The following is a 22,342-nucleotide window of genomic DNA, read 5'->3' as shown; positions in this document are numbered from 1 at the left end:
GTGGAGCAGCGCAACTCGCTACTCCTTGTGAAGCGTCGCTTCCTCGGAAGCCTTGGCCTTCGTTGAATCCAGCCGATGGGGACGACGCATCCACTTTGCCCGCGCGCTATCAACTCGCCTGCGCAGGCTCTGCTTCAGGTGGCCCAGCGTTCCGCGCGGGCGGTCAGCTTCGGCACGCAAGTGCTCGTTCTCGGCGTACGCCTTCTCGACCAGATCACGCCATAAAGCGGCCTGGGCGTTCCAGTGCTGCTGCGACGCTTGCTGCTGCTCTAGCATGCCGCGGAGCTGATCGATCTCGATTTTCGATTGCTCAACAAGGTCGCGCCACAGGGCTGCCTGATCGTTCCAGTGTTGCAACGATGGGTGAGGACTCTCGGCAACTCCTTGCCAATGTTCGGCCTGGGCCCGCCAATGCTCGTACGCGCCGTGCCAGGTGCTCAGTTGTTGCTGATGCCAGGCAAGCACCTCACCGGCTTTTTGCGATTGCTCGTTGAGGCTCGTAATCTCGCTGGTTAGCCGCTCCACTTCGGCTGACTTGCTCGCTCCGATTTGCTCCCAAAAAACGGGAGCCGGCATGTCGATTTCTAGCAGCGCTAGTCCGGCGGCGCACTGGCCACCGAGTTCCAGCACCTCCGCTAGCTCTTTGAACAACGGCAACGGCTGGCGGGCGAGATCACCATAGTTTGCCGACCAATCGGCGGTAACCGCTTGCTGACTGAGCTCAAGCCCCCGGCGAAACCACGTTCGCGCTTCGTCGTTCAAACGATCGGCCACCGCCAGCCGGGCCAGCAGCAGCGCCGCACCAACCGTCTTGGTCCCCAAGACAGGTGAGTAGCGCATGAAGGGCAAGTCAACGGCTTGCTGGAGCAAGCGCTTTGCGCGGTCACGCTGGCCGGATCGCATCGCGAGCAGCCCGCCGGCGTAAGCAAGCGAAACCGCCCAGCGGACCTCAATGGGCGGTCCTGCCCCGACATCCACCGAGCCGGCATACCGTTCGCACGCTTCGACCACGGGCTCGCTCTCCGACCAAGCTGACTCCCCCCCCAGCTGCACGTAGGCCTTTACGCACAGCGCGGCCCCCCGGTCGGCGGAGCGCTGCGATCGGCCGAGGACTTCGTCGGCTAGCTCGTGCTGCAACGCGGCGCGCTCGGTGCGCAAACCCCGCGTAATGAGGCTCCGCACCAGCCACGGATTCTCATACTGATTGGAAAAATCCATGACGTTCGACGACTGCCCTACCGCCTCGGCGAAGGCCGAATTCGTGAACGCCGCCTTGGTGTTTTCAAAGGGGCTTTTCATGGCCAGCAAGATGCACCACTCGCCCGCAGCGGTTTCCACCGACCGGACCTCATGCTCGCGCCATTCGTAACCATGCGTCGCCCACGCGCCGTCTTCTTTGCGGCGACTGACGGTTTCGGCGACGGTTTGCTCGATCAGAAAGCCTTCTTCGCGCAGCTCCTGGAGAATGCGATTCCAGGTGTAAACGTGGAAGTGATGCGGGTTGGGATCCTTGCCGTCTGCTTCCGTCCAATCGTTGGGAACGCTGAGCATCAGCCGACCGCCGGGGGTCAGCAACCGACGGCACTCACGCAAGAAGCCGGCGGGGTCTTGCAGATGCTCGAGTGTTTCAAAGCTCGCGATGAAGTCAAACGAGTCTGCTTCTCGGGCCGCTAAGCACTCGGGCAACGACCCTTTTTCGAAGCGAATGGCCGCGGCTTCATCACCGAAAGATGCCTGCGCGTAGTCAATCGCATAGTCACTGTTATCTATCCCCAGATAAGACGCGCAGCGCGAGTTGTGCGTGATCTGCGTCGCGCCGTAGCCCAGACCGCAGGCGATGTCCAGCACGCGATCACCAGGCCGCACGCGCCGCGCCGCCTCGAAGTACCGCATGTTATGCGCGTCGGAGCGGCGCCCCGCTTCGCGACTCATGTCCGTGTGCAGCTGACGCTCCGCGAGCAGCGCTGCCAACGGATAGCGCTCGAGCGCTTTGTCCTTGATCTTGCTAAGGACAATCGTGCAATGATCCGTTTGCTGATCCAAGCAGCCAAAGGGGCTCGCCAGAAAGTAACGCGGGTGCTTGCGAAACCCTGCTTCGTAGCAACAGGTTTCCCACCATTCGCGATCCTTCACCGTTAGATGCCAACGATCATCGCGATCCTCCTTCAAAGCAATCCGCAGGTAAACATCCTGCCGCGCAACCCGCCACAGTTCCGCGAGGGCGCGCGGCACATCGGCCTGCTCGAGATGCTCGAAACAATCCGTGCTCACCACGCAGTCAAACGACGCATCTTCGAGCGGCAAATCGAGAATGCTGCCGAACTGGAAGCGCCCGGGGCTCGTGGCGTTGGCTGCGTCAACCGCCACGTTCGAGACATCCACTCCCCGGGCGTCGAATCCCCGCTGATTCAATTCGCGGACCAGGTGGCCGTGGCCGCAACCAATATCGACGATCGAACCGACACCTACGCACCGCTGTATTTCTTCGGCGACGGTGGAAACGCACCCGAAGGAACTCTCCCCCTGGCGATCCTCACGATTCCAGTACTCGTCATAAGTAGCCCGGTAGTCCATCGCAGATCCTTCTGGCAACGCGGTCTTGGTGACGCCAAATAGGCGACTTCGCAAGAGTTATCCAACCAGCCAGAACCTTACTAGATCCCCCAGCTTCCAGCCAGACGAGATGCACGGCTCTCCCCGGGCAGCGGGGCGGCGAGCCCGCGTCAAACGCCCTGCTTGGCTGTCAGCTTAGGATGCTGCTCAAGATCGGCGTCTTCCATCACCGCCAGGTAAGGCAGATTGCGGTAATGGTCGTCGTAATCCAGGCCATAGCCGACGACAAACTCGTCGGGGATATCGAACGCGACAAAGTCGGGCAGCGCGTCCACTTCCTGGCGACCGTGCTTACGGAGCAGCACCGCCGAGCGGAGCGACTTGGGCTGCAGCTCGCGCATCTTGTCCAGCACCCGTACGAGGGTGTGACCGGTATCAAAGATGTCATCCACCAGCAGCACGTCGCGCCCCTCGATGTCGAGCAGCAGCTCAGCATTGATCGTGAGCTCGCCGCGAGTGGTCGTGGCTCCGCCGTAGCTGCTGGCCTCGATCACACCCACGCGGATCGGCATCTCGAGTCGTCGGATCAAATCCGCGAGCAACACGATGCTGCCGGTGAGCACGCTGACTATCGTCAGCGGGGTCTCGCCGTAGGTGGTACGGATCTCACCCGCCATCTTCTCGACGCCGGCCCGCAGTGCTTCTTCTGAGTAGAGGATCTTCATGATCGGGAAGTGTCGCGCGTGGAGGATAGAACAGAGAGAGGCGTGCGGGAGGGGCGATCACCGCGCCGCTGCTTTCAGATGAGCAGGCCGGCGATACATGCGGTCATGAACGCCGCGAGCGTGCCCCCAATCATCGCCCTTAATCCGAGCGTCGCCAAGTCGGCACGGCGTTCGGGAGCAATGCCGCCGATCCCCCCCAGTTGGATACCGATCGAACTGAAGTTCGCGAAGCCGCACAGGGCGTAAGTCATGATCTGGCGGGTGCGGGCGCTGATCGCTTCGGCCCCGGCAGCGATGCCGTCGGTGCCAGCAACGCTCAATTCGGCCAGCCGTCCGTAAGCAACAAATTCGTTGGTGGCCATCTTCAGTCCCATCAGCTGCCCCGCGGCGCGACAGTCGCCCGACTCGATGCCGATCAGCCAGGCCATGGGGGCGAAGAGCCCGCCGAGGATGCCTTCCAGTGTCCAGGCGGTGGTGCTGTCGGGGACGGCTTGCCCCATCCGCTCGGCGGCCCACCAGTAGCCCTCTCCTGCGAGACCCAACAGCGCGTTGACGACCGCGATAAGCGCCAAGAAAACGATGAGCATGGCTCCCACGTTGAGGGCCAGTTGCAGACCGCCCGTCGTGCCGTTGGCAATCGCTTCCAGAACGTTGACGCTGTCATCATCCACGTCTACCCCCACGTGGCCGAGCGTGCGGGGGGTATCGACTTCGGGCTGCATAACTTTCGCCAGTAGCAGCGCACCGGGTGCCGAAATGACGGAGGCCGAGAGCAGGTCGCCCGCGTTAATGCCCATGGCCGAAAGAGCCCCCAACACCCCCCCCGCCATAGTGGCGAAGCCGCCCACCATGACCGCGTTCAGTTCCGAGCGGGTCATGGTGCTGATGTAGGGCCGGATAACGAGCGGTGCCTCGGTCTGACCAACAAAGATGTTGGCGGCGGAAGAAAGCGTTTCCGCGCCGCTCGTGCCGAGCGTCTTCTGCATTACAATTGCGAGCGCGCCGACGACCTTCTGAATCACACCGAAGTAGTAGAAGATCGACATAAATGCCGAGAAGAAGATGATCGTCGGCAACACGCGAAACGCAAAGAAGTGGTCCTTGAAGCTTGAACCGAACAGGAACTCGGCACCCGAGTCAACGCAGTTCAGCAGCGAAACAAACACCTGATCCACCAGCGCAAAGACACTTGCCCCGAAAGGCGTGCGGAGGATCAGCACCGCAAACGCGAACTGCAGCAACAGCCCACACACGACGATCCGCACCGGGAACCGCTTCTTATGCGAACTCATCAGCCAGGCCAGGCCGATAATGACCGCAATCCCGAGCAGGCTTGTGAAGCGTTCCATGAACCAGTCCTGAGACGGATAAAAAGGTGAGCGGCGTAGCGCCTTAGCGCTGCGGGGTGTTAAAGATCCGGTCGCCGGCGTCCCCCAATCCCGGAACGATGAACTTATTCGCGTTCAACTCGGGATCGATCCGGCAGACAAAGATCTGCACATCGGGGAATCGCGCCGCGAAGTCGTCGATCCCCTGCTGTGCGGCAAGCACGGACAACACCTTGATCCGCTGCACGCCCCACGCGTAGAGCGTCTCCACCGCCGCCATAACCGAGCCACCGGTCGCGAGCATCGGATCGACAACCAGCGCCGTATCGACGGGCCTGCCGGGGGGCAACTTGCTGTAGTACTCCACAGGCTCGGCGGTTGCTTCGTCGCGATAAAGCCCCAGATGCCAGACCTCGGCCGAGGGGATCAGGTCGAGCACGGGCTCGACCATGCCCAACCCGGCCCGCAGGATGGGCACCAGTCCGATCCGCTCGGCGAGCTTGCATCCGGCGGTTTCTGTCAGCGGCGTGGTCACCCGCGTGGCCTCAACCGCCAGGTCTTTAGTGGCCTCGTAGGCAAGCAAGGTGGCCACGCGCCGCACGAGGCTGCGAAATTCCTCGGGGCGGGTCGTAGCTTCGCGGAGGCGAGAAAGGTGGCAGTCGATAAGCGGGTGCTGGACTTCGTAAACGCCTGCCACGATCACCTCGCTACTAGGTATCGACTCGTTGTGGGTCTGCCTGACTCGCTGTGCGGACAAAGGCGAAAGCCCGCAGGCCCGCCCCAACCGCGGTGCTAGCGGCGGAGTCTACCCGGCGAACCCCCGTGCGCAAAGCTGCTACAGACCCCCCAACGAAAGAGTTAAGATCTCAGCAGCTTCGCGATCCCCCCCTTCCCCCCCAGCAACGACCGCCAATGTTGGCCCAATCAAACGCTTGGCACCCCGTCCCCTTTCTTCTGGGGGCGCTCGGATGCTTCCTTGTGGCGAATGCTGCCGCCGAAGAGGGCACCCTACGCGTAGCGACCTACAACGTGGCCCTGTACCGCGCTGCGGCGGGACAGCTGGCCGCGGACCTTGCCTCGGGCACCGACGCGCAAGCCCGCCAGATTGCCGAGGTGATCCAGCGTGTCCGGCCCGACATTCTGCTGCTGTGCGAGATCGACCAGGACTCTCAAAAGCATCCGGCAACACTCTTTGCCGAGCGCTATCTGGCCGTGGGGCAAGCCGGACAGCTGCCGATTGATTACCGCCATATCTTCCAGGCACCGGTCAATACCGGGTACCCCAGCGGCCGCGATCTCAACCGCAACCAACAAACGACCGACCCCGAAGACGCCTGGGGCTATGGCAGGTACCCGGGTCAGTACGGCATGGCCGTGCTCTCGCGATGGCCGATCGACACGCAGGCCACACGCACGTTTCAGCGTTTGCCGTGGAGCACGCTTCCCAACGCCCGCCGTCCCGTGCTTCCGAGCGGAGAGTCGTATTACGACGATGCAACCTGGGCGGCTCTCAGGCTTCCGTCTAAGAGTCTGTGGGACGTCGTGGTTCGGGTGCCCAACGACAGGGCGCTGCACCTCATCTGCTCGCACCCCACGCCACCGGTCTTCGATGGGCCCGAGGATCGCAACGGCTGCCGCAACGCCGACGAGGTGCGGCTGGTGCGTGAGTACACGGCCGGTCAACTGCCCGACTACTTTGTCGATGACCGCGGCCAAAGCGGGAGCTTATCGCCCGGTGCCGAGTTCGTCGTGCTGGGCGACCTGAACGCCGATCCGCTAGACGGATCGGGACAGACCGAGGCGATCCGCCGGCTCTTGAGCAGCCCGTCGCTCGCGAAGGACCCCCGGCCCCGCAGCGTGGGAGCGATCGACGCAAGCCAGAACAACGCGTCGCTCAACGCGGATCACCAAGCCGACCCCACGCACGACACGGGCGACTTTGGTCGCGACGGCCACGGCAACCTGAGGATCGACTACGCGCTTCCCTCGGCAGGGTTGAGGGTCGTGGGTTCGGGCGTCTTTTGGCCCGTGGCGGGTGAGCCCGGTGCCGAAGCCGCTGCGGCTTCGGACCACCGACTGGTATGGGTCGACCTTAGCCTCGAGGAGACGAGCGCCGACCACTCCCCCACCCCATACCCAACACGATCAGAGCCAGCGCCGAAGGCTCAGGAACAAGGGTCCCCATGAAAAAGCTGGGGGGCATGTCCTCGTAAGCCATCGCGGTGTTCCAAACAATGACGTCCGTAAGCGTCATCGTCGCGAGATCGACGCCGACCGTCGAAGCGAGCGATATCAATTCAGCGTCGCCCCTGTAGAAGAAGCGATCGCCGTCGCGTAGGCGTGTGAATTGATCGATGAGGGCGGTCCCCATCAGTTCGCCGACACTCGCTCCGGCCAATTGCTCTTCCGCCAAGGCCCCGACCCAGGGGTCGATGTTGTCGACGTCGCCATAGAGCAGTGCGAGACTTGCTTGCACGGCCGCATCGCTCGTGATGTCGGCAAAAGTGGCGGCGGGCGACAAACCGTACGCAACCCGGAGCGTGTTGTAATCGGGCAGTCCATGGTCGCGGCCGCGTTGGATATTCAACGAGGCCAGGTCCGTGCCAACACCGCCGCTGGGCGCAAACAAGAAGTTACGCACGCCATCGATTAATTGTGTATCCAGCTCGTTCGCCTGCTGAGCCATCAACCCCATGAGGGTCTTATCAATGATTTCTGGCGAGTCGATTACCAGCTGCGGATTGAAGAAGGATTCGACGAGTGTCAGCGCACCGGTTTGCTGGCCCGCGGTGTCCACGAGCAGCAGCTGCTCGTTGAGCATGCTGTGGCCAAGGCGGAAGAAGGCGGCCGAGAATTCCGTTGCGATCGAGGCATCGACGCCCGCCGAGTAGCTGTAGCCACCGCTCGTGGGGGCGTAGACCCCCATCAGCGCGGGCAGGAATTCGTTGTACGTGATCGCCTGCACCTGGGCTCCCACGATCGCGCGGGCCGACTGGTAGAGACGCTCGTCATCCCAGGCGGTGTCCCCCGCATGCAGCGCGGAGAGCTGACCCGCCACGCGGTTGTGCTCACGTACAAACAGCGTGTGCATCGCCGTCAAACCGGTTTGCTCATTCGCGCGGATATCGCCGGCGACAAACAAGGTTGTCGCTCCCAGGCCGCCGTTATCGTTGGCCAGTGTGCCGAGTCCCGGCAAGTTGCTGGTTGGCAACAACAAGCCCCCCGCGCTGGTCTGTAAACGTCCGCCAGCGTGCTCGCGCAGCGCCGTCGCGCGGGCCGCATCGGATCCATAAACCATCGAGGCGTCGATGTAGCTCGTGATCTCGTTCACATGCTGACGCACTCCGTTCGAGTCGGTCACGCTTAGCGATCGGCTGAACGGCACCATCGCCATGCCATAGGGATCTGCCGGCGAGAAGATCATGGCCGGGTCAGCGCTGTTGGCCAGGGTCAAACTCAGATCATGATCCAGGAACTGCCCCCACTGCCAAACGCCAGCCGTCATCCCCCGCGCGTTGGGGGTGCTGGTCACCTGCGGGAAGAGCGTGTTGCTGATGGCTCGCGGATTGGCACGGTCCGGCGAGGAGAGGATCGTTGATCCCGACCCGTCACCGGGGTACGCGGCAGGAGCTACCCGCTGGAGCACTTCGCCCGCCGCCCCCCACGAGGCTTGCACGAGGTTGTTGCCCGTCCCCTCAATGGTGCGGTACTCACTCTTGGCTAAGACTCCCCAGCCGAGAATGCCAACCAGCATCACGCAGCGTGTAACTGACTCTAGTTTCATCGGAGAGGGCTCGGCAGTGGTGTCTTGGTCAGGTTGTGAAGGCTTCGATCGAGCGGATCGATTTTCCAATTAGCACTCCCCCTTATGGCTGCTTGAAGGGATCTCCAACGGAGGCCCTTTCTACAAACAACGTCGCCGCAGGGTTGGGGATCTGCCGCAAAACAGAAGAGGAAGATCACCCCTGGCAACGGGGCGTTTGCGGCTAGATCAGCAGAAAATCGATCGCTTCGTTAGCGTCTCACTCGGCAGTGGTCGATCAGTTGCGCGGTGTCGGCAACGTACCCCACTAAGAAGGGGCCGAATTCGGCGTACCGCGCACTCGCTTCATCGAATCGCATCTCATAGACAATGTCTTTGAGATACTTGGGGTTTGCCCCCCAAAGGGTGACTCCCCACTCCCAGTCATCCATTCCCAAACCGACCGTGATGAGTTGGCTCACCTTGCCGGCGTACGCCATACCGCTGCGGGCGTGTTCGCCCATCATCCGGCTGCGTTCCTCTTTGCTCAGTGTAAACCAGTTTTCGCCGACTTTCCGCTTCTTATTCATCGGATAAAAGCAGACCGCGGGGTACGGCGGCAGTTCAGGCGTTAGCCGCTGCCGGTTCATCCCCTCCAATCGGTCTGAGTAGGCCTTCAGCTTCGCGTTGTAGGCGGGCGAACCCTGTTCATCTCCCTCGGAAACCAGCCGCTTGCCATACCCCTCCACAGAGGGGACGTACTCGCTGATCTCCGTGACCGAAACGAACGAGTAGCCCGGGCGTAGGACCGCGCCGGCAGCGCTCGCCATAAGTCGCTGATGGATCGCGTCGATCACCAGCGGGTCGGCGTTGAGCATCACCACGCCAAAATCGGCCTTATGCCCGCTGACAATCTGCGTCTGCAAGCGTGTCGGTGCGTGCGCCGCAGCGGGATCGAGCGTCTCTGTCAGCGCGCGGGCAACGGCCTCGCGCTGGACCGACGCCATGGCGTTGAGCGCCACACGGTCAAATGAGTAGTACAGATGGCTGCAATGCCATCCCCCATCGTCCGGCGCAAGCGGATTCACGTCTTCGGCCGACTGATTGGCCGGCGTGGCGGCGTTGTGGTTCGGACGATCAGCGACGGGCGGACGGTTCATCGACAGCAGGGGACCGAGGGGCGAGCCAATTAAGAGGGAGAATCGCTGCGGGGCCGGTTTTCGCTGCCCGACGACCGGCGGCGGCGGCCGCCACTGTTTCCACCGCCGCTGTTTCCACCGCCGCTGTTTGCGTTTCCGCTGCTGTTGCTGCTTCCGCCACGCGAACCACGGCCTCCGCGGCCTCCGCGGCTAAAATCGTTGCCCAGCTTCCGGCGGTCGGGGCGTGCCACGATGTTGGCATCGACCAGAACACCGATCGCCTCCTCCCAAGGTGTGATGTTGTGGTGGCTCGGTTTGACGAAGTCGTCTTCTTCGTCTTCCTCTTCGAGCGTCTCGGCACCAGAACGTCGTCCGTAGGGAGCACCGGATGAGGTCGGGGTGTCGTCAGACGCTTCGTCCTCGTCGGCGTCAGCCGCGACGCTCGTGTCGCCTTCTTCCGATGACTTGCGGCGACGACGACGGGGCCGTCGGCGACGCTTCCGCCGACCGTCTTCGCTCTTTTCTTCGTCGTCTTCCGAGTCCGCATCGCTAGCGGCACCGGCCGCGTCTTCATCGTCTCCTAGCGAAGCTCCGTCTTCCAGGTCTTCTTCCGCTGCGGTGACGGTCCCCTCTTCGCCCGCATCCGAAGCCTCGCCTCGACGCTTTCCGCGCCGACGTCCGCCCCGGCGGCGGCGACGGCGCTTGGGCTTGTCTTGATCTTCGTCGGTTTCGCCCGCGTTCGGATCGGCGGCGATCGTCTCCGTTTCCTCTTCCGACGCAATAAACACATCGGTTGGCAGTTCGGCTTCTTCGAGCGTCTCGGGCTCTAGGGCGGCTTCAGCAACTCGTTTTGAGCGCCGGCCGGCAAACGGAAACCAGCCCCCGAACCCGAAGCCACCCTTTGCCTCTTCTGATTCGGAAGCAGCCGGCGCTGCCTGAGCAGCCGGGGCTTTTGCCTTCGATACGGCGGGTGCGGGTTGCGGTTTCGGCGGGGCTGTCGGCTGCGCAGCCGACGGGGACGGAGCGGTGCCTTCCGCAACCGCGCTAAGTGGTTTCTTTGCCAGCGCCTCGGACTTCACCCACTCGCGCTTCGGCGGCGGCTTCACCGAGGGAGCCCCCGACGTCGGCGGGTCGGTGGGCGACTTGTCGCTGTCAGCGGAGCGTTTGGCGGACGCTCCCCTGCCGCTGGAAGCGGCAGAGTCCCTCGCGCTCTTCGGAGCCGCCTTCGAGGCGGGCTCGGAAGCGGCAGAGGAAACATTTGCCGGGGCAGAAGCGACGGTCGGGGGGGACGGCTTGGATTCCCGCGCAGGGGCGGGGTTCCCAGCTGCTGGCGCTGGGTTTCTGGCTGCTGGCGCTGCGTTCTTGACTGCTGGCGCAATGCCCAAGTCATCCACCAACACATCCCAAGCGCTCGGCTTGGGCTTCGGATAGGCGTCGGGCAGCGGGGCAGCGGCAGCCGGTGCTGCCGGCACGGCGTCGCTCACCGGAGCGGACGGAGCAACCGGAACGGGCTGAGCCGGCGCAGCGGCCGGCTGGCTGGCTGCTGGCGGAGCGGCGGGTGTGCCAAGGTCCGCAAGCAAAGCGTCCCAGTTGTCTTGGCGGCCTCGAGAGGGCGGATTCGGCATTCGGGCAGCGGGTCGGCTTCCCCTGTCCGCTTGGGACCAAGGGGCGACGCTCGCTGAGCAAAGGAGTGGTGTGGACAAACAGCACGGGCTACGAAAACCCGCACGACGCCCTAGTTTACGGCGTTTCGCTCGGGTTTCCAAGCCGTGAAAGGTTGCGCTCGACGGGTACCAGGACAGAAAGCCCGGCCCGTAGCGTCTCGGTGCAGCCTTCAACAGGGATACATGACGCGAGACTTCGCATGGGTGCTTGCGAAGCAGAGCGGACCTTGTGACACCGAGCGATGCCTCCGAGCAGTCTCCCGCTAACCAACGAATTCGTGATCTTCAAGGGCCTGACGGCTGGGAGCGCGCACCAGCCGCTGACCTTGAGGCGACTCATAGGTTTTTCGAGATCTTAAGCATCGGAAAATGTTTGACATATTGAACTCATGACGGATACGCTCGGCACCCGGTGCGGGCTTCCGCACCGATGCCCCCCGTCCTAACTCCCGGACCGCTCATGAGCCGCAACCACTTCGCTCCCTTGCTGGGAGCCACTGCCTCAATCGCAGCGGCACTATTTTCAGTCCCACTTGCACAAGCAGGTGTTGCCGAGACGGTTATCACGGGCAGCATTCTTGAGATCCTCGACGATACCGGCGGGCGCGTCGGCAGCACGGTCGATTGGTGGCTGTTCACCGTGATCTCGCCCGGTGTCGTGACAATCGACACCCTCTCATGGGAGATCGATTCCGAAGATCTGCTGGATGGCGACGACGATTTTGATGAAACCTTCGACGTCAACGGCGACGCCCAGATCGCGTTCATCGACCCCTACATCTACCTCTTTGAAGATAACGGGGCGATGGCTCCCGGGACCTTTATCGACGCAAACGACGACGACTTTTCGTCGACCTACGGCGATGGCTCGATCTATGGGTACGACTCGTACCTGTCGATTTTTCTCGCGCCGGGCGACTATCTGCTCGCCATCGGTAGCTTCTTGCTGTCCGAGGAGGAAGCAATCACCGCATACAACGATGAGAGCTTTTATCCGACGTCGAGCGACGGCCTGGACGGTTTTTTCCCGGTACCTGAGGGCCCCTATCGGATCACTTGGTCGGGTGAGCTGTCGGTTACCGGCTTCATTCCCGGAAGCAATGCGCCGCGTATCCCCGAGCCCTCCGCCTTGGCGCTTGCCGCCATCGGCATGCTTTCTGCCGTGCCGCGACGCCGAATCGCCACGTAACGCGTTTCCTTGCGTAGTGAAACCGGGGCGGAACCGTTTAGCCGGAGCGGCCTAGCGTGGCATCGCTAGTACTGCCCCCGATGCAGACCACCTGTCGAACGGCCCCGGGGCACGGCGTTCCAGAGAACGCCGGCCCCGTAAGCCATTCCCGACACCCCTTACGGTTTGTCGTCCACAAAGAACGACCCATTATCAGCCACGTTAAACAGCGGACGGAACGGGGCTCCGTAAGACTGACGAGCCCGCTTGCCGTAGTGCCACACCAGATTCATGCCGATATTCCAACCTTCCTGAGTCGATCCGATGCCAGCGGTATCGTCCTCGGGAATGAGATACGAGAAGCCCGACTGCAACGACCAACGGTTGTTCAGCGGGACGTCCACATCGGCCCCGACGATGCCCATGTTGTCGTCGTCCATGCCGCCAAAGAAGCGGAACTCGCCCCCCTGCTGGCCCGAAAGGCGATAAAAGAGCAGGTACTGATCGACACCCTCATAGGTTTGTCCGGCGAGGACGTTGTCGCTCAGGTGCCGGGCAAACAGGAAACCGATCTCATGACCGCGCGGATTGCGGACACTGATCAGACCGCGGAGCTGGCCGAAGTCGGCCGACTCGATCCGTTCATCCTTGAGCAGGTCGTAAACGACGCCGTAGTTGAGCCCAACACACTGGCGGTGGAACAAGCCGGCGGTGAAAAACTGCTGCGTGTGCGGGTCGGCCGTATCGCCAATGTCTGAGCCGTGCAGTTGGCTCGAAACCGCGCGATACCCGAGCTGATAGCCAAGTCCCGGCAATGGCAGCCAAGCCATACGACCGCTGAGGTTGACACCAAGGTTACCGCCAAAGTTGCCCCGGTCACGGTTGGCATCCAGCGCGCCCTTGAAGGCTTGGACACCACCGAAAAAGTTCAGGTTCTGGATCGGCGGTAAAAAGAAGACGACCGGCACGGCACCGCGTGACAGGCAATTGCCGACTCCGGCACCGCAGCCACAGCCGCAAACGCCCTCGCCACACATGCCGCCGCAGCCGATCTCTCCGCAGCCGCAGCTATCATCGCAGGGGACGCCGCAAGCAACGTCGCCACAACCACCCAACCCACACGAGGGGTCCATCAACGGTCCGGGCATGCCGCAGCCGCATTCGGGGCCACAGCTGCCGTTGTAACAAGCGGGGGTAATCGCCTCGCCAGGGCTAGCCGCCGCGCGGGTGTCGCTCGGCATCTGGCTGGCAACCTGATAGGCAGCGCGACGAACGGCCTGAGCCCCCTGAGCGCTGGCCGGCGGATTGCTCGAAACCCTTGGAGCCGGCTGCTTGGCAGCAACCGGTGCGGTCGCAACCGCCTGCGTGGCACGGCTCGATGAGATCGGCACGGAGGGTGCCTTGGGACGCAGCTGGGGACGCGAAGCCGCAGCGTGCGCAACCGGTGTCACCCCGCTGGGCTGCCAGCGAAGCGGCTCTCCGGCCAAAGTTGCCGAAGCCGCGGTCAGCAGCGAGACAGTAAGCGTGAAGCACTTGGCCAGACGCATCGCAAGATCCTCAAAGCGGGGGGCGTGTCAGGTCCGACGGCATGCCGATCGCGCTGAGGCTTCCCGTAAAGCGGAAGCGATGCGACGGCGCTGCACGCCAGGCCCCCCTGGATCACAGCTATTCAGACGTATCGGATCCCCCCCGGCCCCGACTCCAGTAAAGTCTGCCTAATCGACAATCTCACTGCTGGCACCGCTGGCCATCGGACGCCCTGCCGCTAACATCCTGGCATGAGAACCTGCTTATTCGATATCGATGGCACCCTCCTTCTGACGGGGGGTGCTGGCATGTACGCCTTCGCCGACGCTTTCCAAGCGGAGTTCGCCGTAGCCAAGCTGTCACGCGAGGTGCCGTTCGCCGGCCGCAGCGATCGCGGTATCGCCGCGGCGTTGTTCGAGGCGCACGGTATCCCGAACACCGACGAAAACTGGCGCCGCTTCTACGCCGCCTATGTCGCGCGGCTCGACGATCACCTGCACCGCTGCGGGGGCGAAGTTTTGCCCGGCGTGATCACGCTGATCGAACGGCTTGAAGCACAGGGGAACGTGCATCTTGGCCTGCTCACCGGAAACGTCGCGGCCGCGGCGAAGCTCAAGCTCACCCACTACGGCTTGTGGGACCGGTTTGCGTTTGGCGGATTTGGAGACGAGCATCCCGACCGCAACGATATCGCTGCCACCGCCCTGGATCGGGCGCGTGAGCACCACGGCCCCTCGACCGGGCAAGAGCGCGTGGTTGTCATCGGCGACACGCCCAACGACGTCCGCTGCGCGCGTGCTATCGGGGCTTACGCGGTTGCCGTGCCGACCGGTCATACTGACGTGATGGAGCTGGCGGCCGCCAATCCCGACGTGCTCGTAGAAAACCTCACCGATCACGCTGCCATCCTCGAGTACTTGGCCGCCTAGCCGCAGTCGCTGCTGAAGCACTCGCGTCGCGAGGGCGATACCTCGTTACCAACGGCTTGGGCCTACTCGGCCGCCAAAGGGCTTGAGCCCTAGTCGGCTGCCAAGCGGCTCATGCCCTGCGGCTGACCACACCCGCACGACCCGCACAACCGCTGCGGGGGCCTTCTGCCGGTACGGTCCGCGTGGCGTTCCTGGACCGCTATGCAGGATGCCACGCCCCGCGGCCTAGGTTTCTCGGTGCGACGCCGCCCCCTACGTTGGGCCGCGCGTCCCCCTACCGAATACAGAACTCTTGCGCGGGCAAAGCGAACATGGCAACACATTACGACTTGGTGGTGGTCGGCTCAGGACCCGGCGGACAGAAGGCCGCCATTGCCGGTGCCAAGCTTGGCAAACGGGTCGCTCTCGTCGAGCGGCGCCGCGAGCTCGTCGGTGGCGTCTGCCTGCACACCGGCACGATCCCCTCTAAGACGATGCGTGAGGCGATCTTGCACCTGTCCGGCTTTCGCCAACGCGAGGTTTACGCCGATCAGTACCGCTCGCGCGGCAATATCACCATGGACGACCTCCGCCAAAAGCTGGCGCATGTCTCCGAGCGCGAGTGGGACGTCATCCAGGATCAGTTCGATCGCAACGGTGTGAAAACAATCGTAGGCGAGGCCCGCTTCGTTGGCCCCCACGCCATCGAGGTCGTTGGCGAAGGGGAACCCCTCTACCTCTCCGCCGACAAGATTCTGCTGGCCCCCGGCACCAAGCCGTCGCGTCCCGAACATATCCCCTTCGACGGCCGCACGGTCTTCGATTCGGACGAGTTCCTCAACCTCGACCACATCCCGCGTTCGATGATCGTCGTTGGCGGCGGAGTGATCGGCGTCGAGTACGGGCTGATGTTCGCGACGCTCGGCGTGCGTGTGACAATCATCGACGGCCGGGATCGGCTGCTCGACTTCTGCGATCGCGAGGTGGTCGACTCGCTGGTCTACAACGCCCGATCGATGGGGGTCACTTTTCGCTTGGGCGAAAACGTTGCTGACGTGCGTCGCTTGAAGGGGGGCTCAGTCGCGGTAGAGCTCGAGAGCGGCAAGCGCGTGCTGGGCGAGACCGTCCTGTTTAGCGTCGGACGCCAGGGCGACACCGAATCGCTGAACCTCGAGGCCGCGGGCCTCAAGCCCGACAAACGCGGCCGGCTGTACGCGAACGAACGCTTCCAAACGGAAGTGCCGCACATCTACGCCGTGGGCGATATCGTCGGCTTCCCCGCGCTGGCGAGCGCCTCGATGGAACAGGGACGCCAAGCGGTGGGCAACGCTTTCGGCGTGCCCAACACCGACATGGGAGAAATCCCCTACGGGCTGTTCACAGTTCCTGAGATCTCGCTGATCGGCAAAACCGAGCGGCAGCTCACCGAGGAGCACGTGCCCTACGAGGTAGGACTCGCACGCTTCTCCGAGATCGCCCGCGGGCAGATCGTGGGAGATCACACGGGGCTTATGAAGCTCCTGTTCCACCGCGAGACACGCGAGATCCTTGGCGTGCATGCGATCGGCGATTCGGCGACCGAAATTATTCATATCGGTCAGGCAGTGATGCGCTTGGGCGGCACGCTCAACTACTTCCGCGATACGGTGTTCAACTATCCGACCATGGCCGAGTGCTACAAGGTGGCCGCTCTGGATGGACTGAACAAGTTGACGGCCTATGCCGACGACGACGAGGAGTCCGAGAAGCTAGCCCCGCCGCCATCTCAAGCGGTCGCTGAACCGGCTGGCGAGCCGGCAGCGATCGGTGCCGAGCACGCCAACGTTGGTGCCTGCAACGCTGCCAACTAGCACGAGCCACTTGCGCCGCGGTTGCTGCGAACCGCGGCGCAGGTTGCCGCGTATCTTGCCGGGCGGCGGGCATCTATGCCGGCCCGGTGCGGTGCCGGCAAGGTTTACGCCACCCGCACCACGCCACACTTGGCCGCGGGCTCTCATGGCCGCGGCGTGGCACGCCGATGTCTCGCTATACGGATGATGATGCGGCCCCGGACTGGATGCTACCGGGTCGCTTGCTGTTCACGGACGAATCACCAACACCCTCGCCGCTGCGCGCCCCCTCCGCCACGGAGCCCCGGCCGTCTTGCAGGCGTCAGGTTCGGGGTACGCCGTGACTGAACTCTCGAAAGTCGTTTCTTCCATCATTCTGCTTGGCGTGGGCTTCTTTGCCGCGTCACTCTTTGGTCCGCCCGACCTGGCGGAGCGTCTCGCGCAGCGGCTGCGGCCGGCGGCTGGCGAAAGCACCTCGTGGCTCGAGCCCCTCGCCCCCAGCGGCCCCCCGCTGCAAGACCCCACCCAGTCGGCGGCGCCGCTTTCTCCCTTGCCTTTGGCAAGCACGCCACCGGCCTTAGCGGCAACCCCCGCTCCCGCCGCTGCCACGCCAAGCGTTACCGCATTCGCGCCGGAAGTGGGCGTGCAGGGGGTTGCGCCCACCGCCGGTGGAGCCAACGATTGGTACAACGCCTCGGCCGGTTGGGGCGAGCCCACGCTGGGCTCCACCGGCCTGTCACTACCCCCCGCCCCGGCATTGCCAAACGCTGATTGGCCTGATGCTTCCGCCCGTTTGGCCGCGCCGATTGCAATGCCGCCGAGCAGCACGCCCAGCGAAGCCCGGGCATTCCCGCCGGCTTCTCCGGTGGCCAGCGCTGCGCCTGCCGCGTCGTCTTGGGGACAAACGAATTGGGACGCCCCCGTGGGGGGGCAACCGTTCGCTTCCCAGCCCGCGGCTCAGCAGGCGATCGGCACTGATTGGGGCCAGCCCGCGGCCGCCCAAACACAATTTGCTCAACCTGACTATGCTCAGCCCGGCTTCGCTCAGCCCGACTATGGCCCGGCTTACTTGGCTGGCAAACCATCGATCGGTGCGCCGGTGCGTGAACCCGCTCCGATCCGGATGGGGACGCATGTGGTTGCCGACGGCGACACGCTGCCGCTGTTGGCAGAACGCTACCTGGGCGAGGCGAGCCGCGCTCAAGAGCTGTTCCGCCTGAACGACGATCGGCTCGATTCGCCCGATCTGTTGCCGATTGGTGTCGTGCTGCGCGTGCCCGACGAACCGCGGTCGGTTCGCCCGAGCCCCCTCGCCGCACCGAGCGTGAACAACCTGGCGGCACCCAACCTGGGTAGCGATCCCTGGTCGAACGGACCGGGATTCGCGCCGGCCAATCCCGCCTACAACCCCAGCCCCGCGTTCCAAGCACCGCAACGCCCCAGCGGGCGTGTCTCGGCGATCGGCTTTGCCGACGGTCCGGCCCTGCCCGGTCTACCAGCGGCGACGCCCCCCGCGACGCCGGCGACCATGGAACATCAGCCCTCGCGGATGGTGCCGATAGGCGATCCGCTGGAACCGACCGCTCCGTTGCCGGCGCTCGGCTTCGGCGCTGGCGAAGGCCCGCTGCCGCGTGCGATGAGCGATCTCTCGTGGTGAGTCATCCGCGCTGAGCGGGTTTAGAGCGTCGGGTTCAACCCGGCCGCAGACCGCTGCGCGGCGGACATTATCACGCTTCTTGCGAGACCGTTCCGTCTGAGCGTACCCGCAGGCGGGGCTTCTCGAGCACGACCGTCGAATGCGGCTCAACGCTGCGTGTGATCCACACGCTCGAGCCGATCACTGCGTCGTGTCCGACGACGGTCTCGCCGCCGAGGATCGTCGCGTTGGCGTACACCACCACGCGGTCCTCGATGGTCGGATGACGTTTCTGTCCGCGCACCAAGTTGCCGTCTTCGTCTTTCGCGAATGAAAGCGCCCCCAGCGTCACGCCTTGATAGAGCTTCACACGCTCTCCGATCTGGCACGTCTCGCCGATCACAACCCCCGTGCCGTGATCGATGAAGAAGTACGGGCCGATGGTCGCGCCGGGGTGGATATCGATCCCCGTGCGGCCGTGAGCCCACTCGGCCATCATCCGGGGGATGAAAGGAATATCGAGCTCATAGAGCAGATGAGCCAACCGGTGCACGGTGATCGCTTCTAAGCCCGGGTAGCAAAAGATGACCTCGTCGGCCCCCTTGCAAGCGGGGTCGCCGTCGTAGGCCGCCTCGACGTCGGTCGCAAGGGTGTGCCGCAACTCGGGCAAACGATCCAGAAAAAGCATCGTCTTGGCTTGGCCGAGGGCCTCGTAGTCGGCCTCCGATTCGCAGTCACCAACCAAGCCAGCGCGGACGGCTTCGTGACGCAGAGCCCGGCCGATCTGTTGCGTCAGCCGGTCGTGAAGCCGATCGACGATATCGCCAACGTAGTAAGCGATATTCGCACGATGCAGGCCCTCACGGCGGCGATAGCCGGGGTAGAGGATCTCCATCAGGTCGGCGATCGCCGCCACCACTTCTTCGTAGTTTGGCAGCGGGCAATGATCGAGGTGGTTCATCGTACCCACCTCGTCGTAGGTGGCGACGATGCGCTCGGTTAGCTTGGGAAGCTGGTCTTTGAGACGGAAGTCGGTGGCCATCGGTCGGGGTCTCACGGAGGGCGGCGCTCGTTGTACTCCGAGCGGCGCGGGCGATGCGAACGTGAACGAAACAGGCTCGTCAGAGGCGGGCCACCCTTCTGCTGGGAGGGCGGTGTCGCTTGCTGCCCCGCGTTCGGGGTGCCAGCAACGCCGCCGCACATCACTAGGCGGAGGGGTCGTCCGGGGGAGTCCCGCTCCGGCTCTATTGCCGGGCGGGCCACGTACACACGCCGATGACGGCAACCGCTCGGCACATCAGTCGAGCGGCGTCAGCGGCGATCTCGTCGAGCGGAGCAACCACAATCAGCCCAGGGGACACGTTGCACGCAGATAAATCATCAGGAGCGCGGGAACCGACACGCGGCTCCGTTATCGATAGTTTCGGCGTCGGCGGCGAGAGGCATGCAACGATTCTGTCCGACGCTATGAGTGCTAGCATGTGGTCGAGCTGATCGGGGCTCAGTTGAGCGTTGGATCCTCGGGTGCCTCGTCCGGGTCGAGCCCCGGTAGCATGATATCCAGGGCAATCCGTTTGGTTACTTGCGCCCACACGGTTTGGAAGTCGCCAAAGACATCTTCGACCCCACCCGCGATGGTGAGCCAACCGCCCTGCCCCAATTCGGATTCGAGCTGCCCGCCACCCCAGCCGCTGTTTCCGCTGTACAACCGAAAGCGGTGCTGACTCTGCCGTACGAGCGGATCGACGTTTTCTTTTTGCATCGAGAGATACAGTCCCGGCAAGATGCGTTTCTCGCCAAGTTGTTTGGAAGTGTGCAACGCGATCAGCGGACCCGGCACGGGACCGCCCAAGTTCAGCGGTTGCTGATTGTCGCACGGCTCGAACTCGACCGCTTCCCAAACGTCTTCGATCGTTCGATTCGTGGGACGATTGAGCACGACCCCCAGCGCCCCGTCGTCGTTGTGCTCGAGGAGCAGCACGACGGTTCGGCGGAAGTTGGGGTCACGAAGCTGTCGCGAGGCGACAAGCAGATGGCCAGCGAGTGACACGGATAGGTCGACAGGAAGGCGGCGGAAGCCGATGAGCAACGCGCTCTCGATCCCCCAAATCGTCGCTCACCAGCCGCCTCGACTCAACCCACCACCGCCGCCGCGGGGCTCGTGGGCAGCAAACTTTGACGATGTCCTCTCGCCAGCGGCTCCGCCCCTCGCGCGCGGCGGCCGAGGTTCAAGCCCCCCCGCGGTTACGCTCTTGCGTGATCTCGATCGCCTTGAGCAAGCCGCTGGCTTTGCTGAGCGTCTCCTGATATTCAGCGGCGGGGTCGCTGTCGGCAACGATTCCCGCCCCCGCTTGGACGTAGGCCACTTCGTCTTTGACCACGACGGTCCGCAGGGCGATGCAGGTGTCCATATCGCCGCCGAAATCGAGATAGCCGACGGCCCCGGCATAAGGGCCGCGGCGGTGGGGCTCGAGTTCGTCAATGATCTGCATGGCACGCACCTTCGGAGCCCCCGAAACGGTCCCTGCCGGCAGGCATGCGGCCAACGCGTCGAAGGCGTCCTTGTCGGCGGTAAGCCGTCCCGTGACGTTGGACGTGATGTGCATGACGTGGCTGTAACGCTCGATCACCATCACATCCGACAACTCGACCGACCCGTAGCGTGCCACGCGACCGACGTCGTTGCGTCCGAGATCGACCAGCATCACATGCTCGGCACGCTCCTTTGGATCTGCCAGCAACTCATCCGCCAACCGCTGATCTTCTTCTTCGGTGGCACCGCGTCGCCGGGTACCGGCCAACGGCCGAACCGTGACTTCGTCGCCAACGACTCGCACCATGATCTCGGGCGAGCTGCCTACCAAGGTGCAGTCCGGCGTCCGCACATAAAACATGAACGGGCTGGGGTTAACCACGCGGAGGGTGCGGTACAGCTCAAAGGGGTCGCCCGGCAGCGGAGCTTGAAAGCGCTGGCTAATGACCACCTGAAAAATATCGCCGGCGCGGATGTAATCCACACACTTGTCCACCGCGGCTTTGAAACGTTCTGGAGTGAAGTTCGAAGCGGTCGGCTCGGGCGCTGGGCCGCTCGTATCGATATCAGCGGGCACGAGGCGCGGGTCGGCGTGGGTAAGCCGCTCGACGTAGGCATCGACCCGGGCAGCCGCATCGGCGTAAGCCGCTTTCAGATCGGTCCCCTTCAAACCGGCAACCTTCGCCAGGGCGATCACGGTCAGAGTTTTATCGACGTTGTCAAACACCAACAGGTGGTCGAACAAGCCAAACGCCATGTCCGGCAGCTGCCGATCGTCGGGCGGCGCATCGGGCAAGTGCTCGACGTAGCGGACCGTGTCGTAGCCGGCGTAGCCGATGGCTCCGCCGACAAACGGGGGGAGACCCGCCGGCTTGGCAACTCGCACCCGAGCCACCTCCTCGCGGAGCGCTTCGAGCGGGTTCTTGGCCTGCCAGGTTTCAACCTCAGGAGATGAAGTGGCACGCTGCCCGGCCCCGGCCGGCACGCTGTAAGTATGCCGGACAACGTTTTGTCCGCGGGCTTCAATGAGCAGGTACGGCTCGGTCGCAAGGAAGCTGTAGCGGCCGACTTTCTCTCCGCCGATGACGCTCTCGAACAGACACGCCACGGCCGAAGCCGCCCCGGGAGCGCTGCTCTCCAGCGCGCGAAACGCGGACACGGGCGTCAGGGCGTCGCTCACCAAGCGTCGCCAAACCGGCACGTAATCGGTGCCGGCAGCGAGCTCTTGAAACAACGGGGCCGAGGGCAGATGCGTCACGTTCTTGGCGGGGGGGGTTCTCTGATATTGATACTTGCGGGGTGTCGTCGGGCTTGCCCGACAACTTTGTTTGACGCGAGATAGGACCGCCGATCTGGCAGCAATGTTCGCCACCACTTGCCTGAAGCAAGCACTCTAGCAGCCCTCGGGGAGCGTCACAAACCGCCTCGCACGGCGCGTATCTCTCGTTCCGATAGGAGCTTGCGTTGCGGCTACCCCGCCGGCCATCGTCTTGCCGGTGTTTGCCCCCACCGATACGATTCGGACTGCCGGATAGGTTTGCCGGATAGGTTTTCTAAGCAAACCAAAGCTTTCTAACGCCCCCGTGGTGG

General features: G+C 63.7%; 17 protein-coding genes. 6 read left to right on the top strand and 11 right to left on the bottom strand.

Annotated features, from left to right (window positions below; genetic code table 11):
• Nucleotides 1-18 precede the first annotated feature (18 nt).
• From Pla111_RS14000 to upp, 4 genes are all read right to left on the bottom strand, one after another.
• Nucleotides 19-2,628, bottom strand: a complete 2,610-nt coding sequence (locus tag Pla111_RS14000) for a class I SAM-dependent methyltransferase (protein ID WP_146575071.1) — start codon at nt 2,626-2,628, stop codon at nt 19-21.
• A 95-nt stretch (nt 2,629-2,723) separates the two neighbouring features.
• Nucleotides 2,724-3,278, bottom strand: a complete 555-nt coding sequence (hpt, locus tag Pla111_RS13995) for a hypoxanthine phosphoribosyltransferase (RefSeq protein WP_146575070.1) — start codon at nt 3,276-3,278, stop codon at nt 2,724-2,726.
• Between the two features lie 74 nt (nt 3,279-3,352).
• Nucleotides 3,353-4,627 (bottom strand): NupC/NupG family nucleoside CNT transporter, encoded by a 1,275-nt coding sequence (locus tag Pla111_RS13990; protein WP_146575069.1) that lies wholly within the window; start codon nt 4,625-4,627, stop codon nt 3,353-3,355.
• A 43-nt stretch (nt 4,628-4,670) separates the two neighbouring features.
• Nucleotides 4,671-5,363, bottom strand: coding sequence for a uracil phosphoribosyltransferase (gene upp, locus Pla111_RS13985; protein ID WP_231931048.1), 693 nt, complete (start codon nt 5,361-5,363; stop codon nt 4,671-4,673).
• 221 nt (nt 5,364-5,584) lie between these two features.
• On the opposite strand from upp, the gene Pla111_RS13980 reads away from it, so the two are divergent.
• The gene (locus Pla111_RS13980) at nt 5,585-6,793 is read left to right on the top strand and encodes an endonuclease/exonuclease/phosphatase family protein (RefSeq protein WP_231931046.1); all 1,209 of its coding nucleotides are present in this window, start codon (nt 5,585-5,587) and stop codon (nt 6,791-6,793) included.
• On the opposite strand, the gene Pla111_RS13975 is transcribed toward Pla111_RS13980, so the two are convergent.
• From Pla111_RS13975 to Pla111_RS13965, 3 genes are all read right to left on the bottom strand, one after another.
• Entirely contained in the window at nt 6,699-8,390 is a 1,692-nt protein-coding gene (locus tag Pla111_RS13975; RefSeq protein ID WP_146575067.1) for a peroxidase family protein, read from the bottom strand. The genes Pla111_RS13980 and Pla111_RS13975 overlap by 95 nt on opposite strands.
• Nucleotides 8,391-8,620: 230 nt before the next feature.
• Nucleotides 8,621-9,508, bottom strand: coding sequence for a hydrogen peroxide-dependent heme synthase (hemQ, locus tag Pla111_RS13970; protein WP_146575066.1), 888 nt, complete (start codon nt 9,506-9,508; stop codon nt 8,621-8,623).
• A gap of 29 nt (nt 9,509-9,537) precedes the next feature.
• The gene (locus tag Pla111_RS13965; protein ID WP_146575065.1) at nt 9,538-10,275 is read right to left on the bottom strand and encodes a hypothetical protein; all 738 of its coding nucleotides are present in this window, start codon (nt 10,273-10,275) and stop codon (nt 9,538-9,540) included.
• A 238-nt stretch (nt 10,276-10,513) separates the two neighbouring features.
• Between Pla111_RS13965 and Pla111_RS13960 the strand changes: the two genes are divergently transcribed.
• Nucleotides 10,514-10,918 (top strand): hypothetical protein, encoded by a 405-nt coding sequence (locus Pla111_RS13960; protein ID WP_146575064.1) that lies wholly within the window; start codon nt 10,514-10,516, stop codon nt 10,916-10,918.
• Between the two features lie 693 nt (nt 10,919-11,611).
• On the top strand, nt 11,612-12,340 hold the full coding sequence (locus tag Pla111_RS13955; protein ID WP_146575063.1) for a DVUA0089 family protein: 729 nt from the start codon (nt 11,612-11,614) through the stop codon (nt 12,338-12,340).
• 158 nt (nt 12,341-12,498) lie between these two features.
• Here the strand turns inward: Pla111_RS13955 and Pla111_RS13950 are convergent, their stop codons facing one another.
• Nucleotides 12,499-13,866 carry a DUF6666 family protein gene (locus Pla111_RS13950; RefSeq protein ID WP_146575062.1) on the bottom strand — a complete coding sequence of 456 codons (1,368 nt, stop codon included), beginning with the start codon at nt 13,864-13,866 and terminating at the stop codon, nt 12,499-12,501.
• Between the two features lie 231 nt (nt 13,867-14,097).
• Between Pla111_RS13950 and Pla111_RS13945 the strand changes: the two genes are divergently transcribed.
• The 3 genes from Pla111_RS13945 (at nt 14,098) to Pla111_RS13935 (ending at nt 18,240) form a co-directional block, all read left to right on the top strand.
• Nucleotides 14,098-14,775, top strand: coding sequence for an HAD family hydrolase (locus Pla111_RS13945; RefSeq protein ID WP_146575061.1), 678 nt, complete (start codon nt 14,098-14,100; stop codon nt 14,773-14,775).
• Between the two features lie 311 nt (nt 14,776-15,086).
• The gene (gene sthA, locus Pla111_RS13940; protein ID WP_146575060.1) at nt 15,087-16,604 is read left to right on the top strand and encodes a Si-specific NAD(P)(+) transhydrogenase; all 1,518 of its coding nucleotides are present in this window, start codon (nt 15,087-15,089) and stop codon (nt 16,602-16,604) included.
• A gap of 319 nt (nt 16,605-16,923) precedes the next feature.
• Nucleotides 16,924-18,240 (top strand): LysM peptidoglycan-binding domain-containing protein, encoded by a 1,317-nt coding sequence (locus Pla111_RS13935; protein WP_146575059.1) that lies wholly within the window; start codon nt 16,924-16,926, stop codon nt 18,238-18,240.
• A 70-nt stretch (nt 18,241-18,310) separates the two neighbouring features.
• Here Pla111_RS13935 and epsC read toward each other — a convergent pair whose 3' ends face one another.
• The 3 genes from epsC to trpE all read right to left on the bottom strand — a co-directional run bounded on the left by epsC (nt 18,311) and on the right by trpE (nt 22,010).
• Complete coding sequence (epsC, locus tag Pla111_RS13930) at nt 18,311-19,261, bottom strand: serine O-acetyltransferase EpsC (protein ID WP_146575058.1); 951 nt, start codon at nt 19,259-19,261, stop codon at nt 18,311-18,313.
• A gap of 459 nt (nt 19,262-19,720) precedes the next feature.
• Nucleotides 19,721-20,269: a YqgE/AlgH family protein gene (locus tag Pla111_RS13925; RefSeq protein WP_197525040.1), complete on the bottom strand. Its 549-nt coding sequence runs from the start codon at nt 20,267-20,269 to the stop codon at nt 19,721-19,723.
• Between the two features lie 178 nt (nt 20,270-20,447).
• Nucleotides 20,448-22,010, bottom strand: coding sequence for an anthranilate synthase component I (gene trpE / locus Pla111_RS13920; RefSeq protein ID WP_146575056.1), 1,563 nt, complete (start codon nt 22,008-22,010; stop codon nt 20,448-20,450).
• Between the last annotated feature and the right edge of the window lie 332 nt (nt 22,011-22,342).

The sequence above is a fragment of the Botrimarina hoheduenensis genome (genome assembly GCF_007859815.1).
Classification (GTDB): Bacteria; Planctomycetota; Planctomycetia; order Pirellulales; family Lacipirellulaceae; genus Botrimarina; species Botrimarina hoheduenensis.
Note: the sequence above shows the minus strand (reverse complement) of the source record. Positions and strands in the feature narration are given on the sequence as shown.

What these genes read in the sequence shown, in the direction of transcription:
- Pla111_RS13990 (WP_146575069.1), bottom strand. Translation starts at nt 4,627, where the DNA reads ATGGAACGCTTCACAAGCCTGCTCGGGATTGCGGTCATTATCGGCCTG.
- epsC (WP_146575058.1), bottom strand. Translation starts at nt 19,261, where the DNA reads ATGGCCACCGACTTCCGTCTCAAAGACCAGCTTCCCAAGCTAACCGAG.
- Pla111_RS13975 (WP_146575067.1), bottom strand. Translation starts at nt 8,390, where the DNA reads ATGAAACTAGAGTCAGTTACACGCTGCGTGATGCTGGTTGGCATTCTC.
- hemQ (WP_146575066.1), bottom strand. Translation starts at nt 9,508, where the DNA reads ATGAACCGTCCGCCCGTCGCTGATCGTCCGAACCACAACGCCGCCACG.
- hpt (WP_146575070.1), bottom strand. Translation starts at nt 3,278, where the DNA reads ATGAAGATCCTCTACTCAGAAGAAGCACTGCGGGCCGGCGTCGAGAAG.
- Pla111_RS13945 (WP_146575061.1), top strand. Translation starts at nt 14,098, where the DNA reads ATGAGAACCTGCTTATTCGATATCGATGGCACCCTCCTTCTGACGGGG.
- Pla111_RS13955 (WP_146575063.1), top strand. Translation starts at nt 11,612, where the DNA reads ATGAGCCGCAACCACTTCGCTCCCTTGCTGGGAGCCACTGCCTCAATC.
- Pla111_RS13950 (WP_146575062.1), bottom strand. Translation starts at nt 13,866, where the DNA reads ATGCGTCTGGCCAAGTGCTTCACGCTTACTGTCTCGCTGCTGACCGCG.
- sthA (WP_146575060.1), top strand. Translation starts at nt 15,087, where the DNA reads ATGGCAACACATTACGACTTGGTGGTGGTCGGCTCAGGACCCGGCGGA.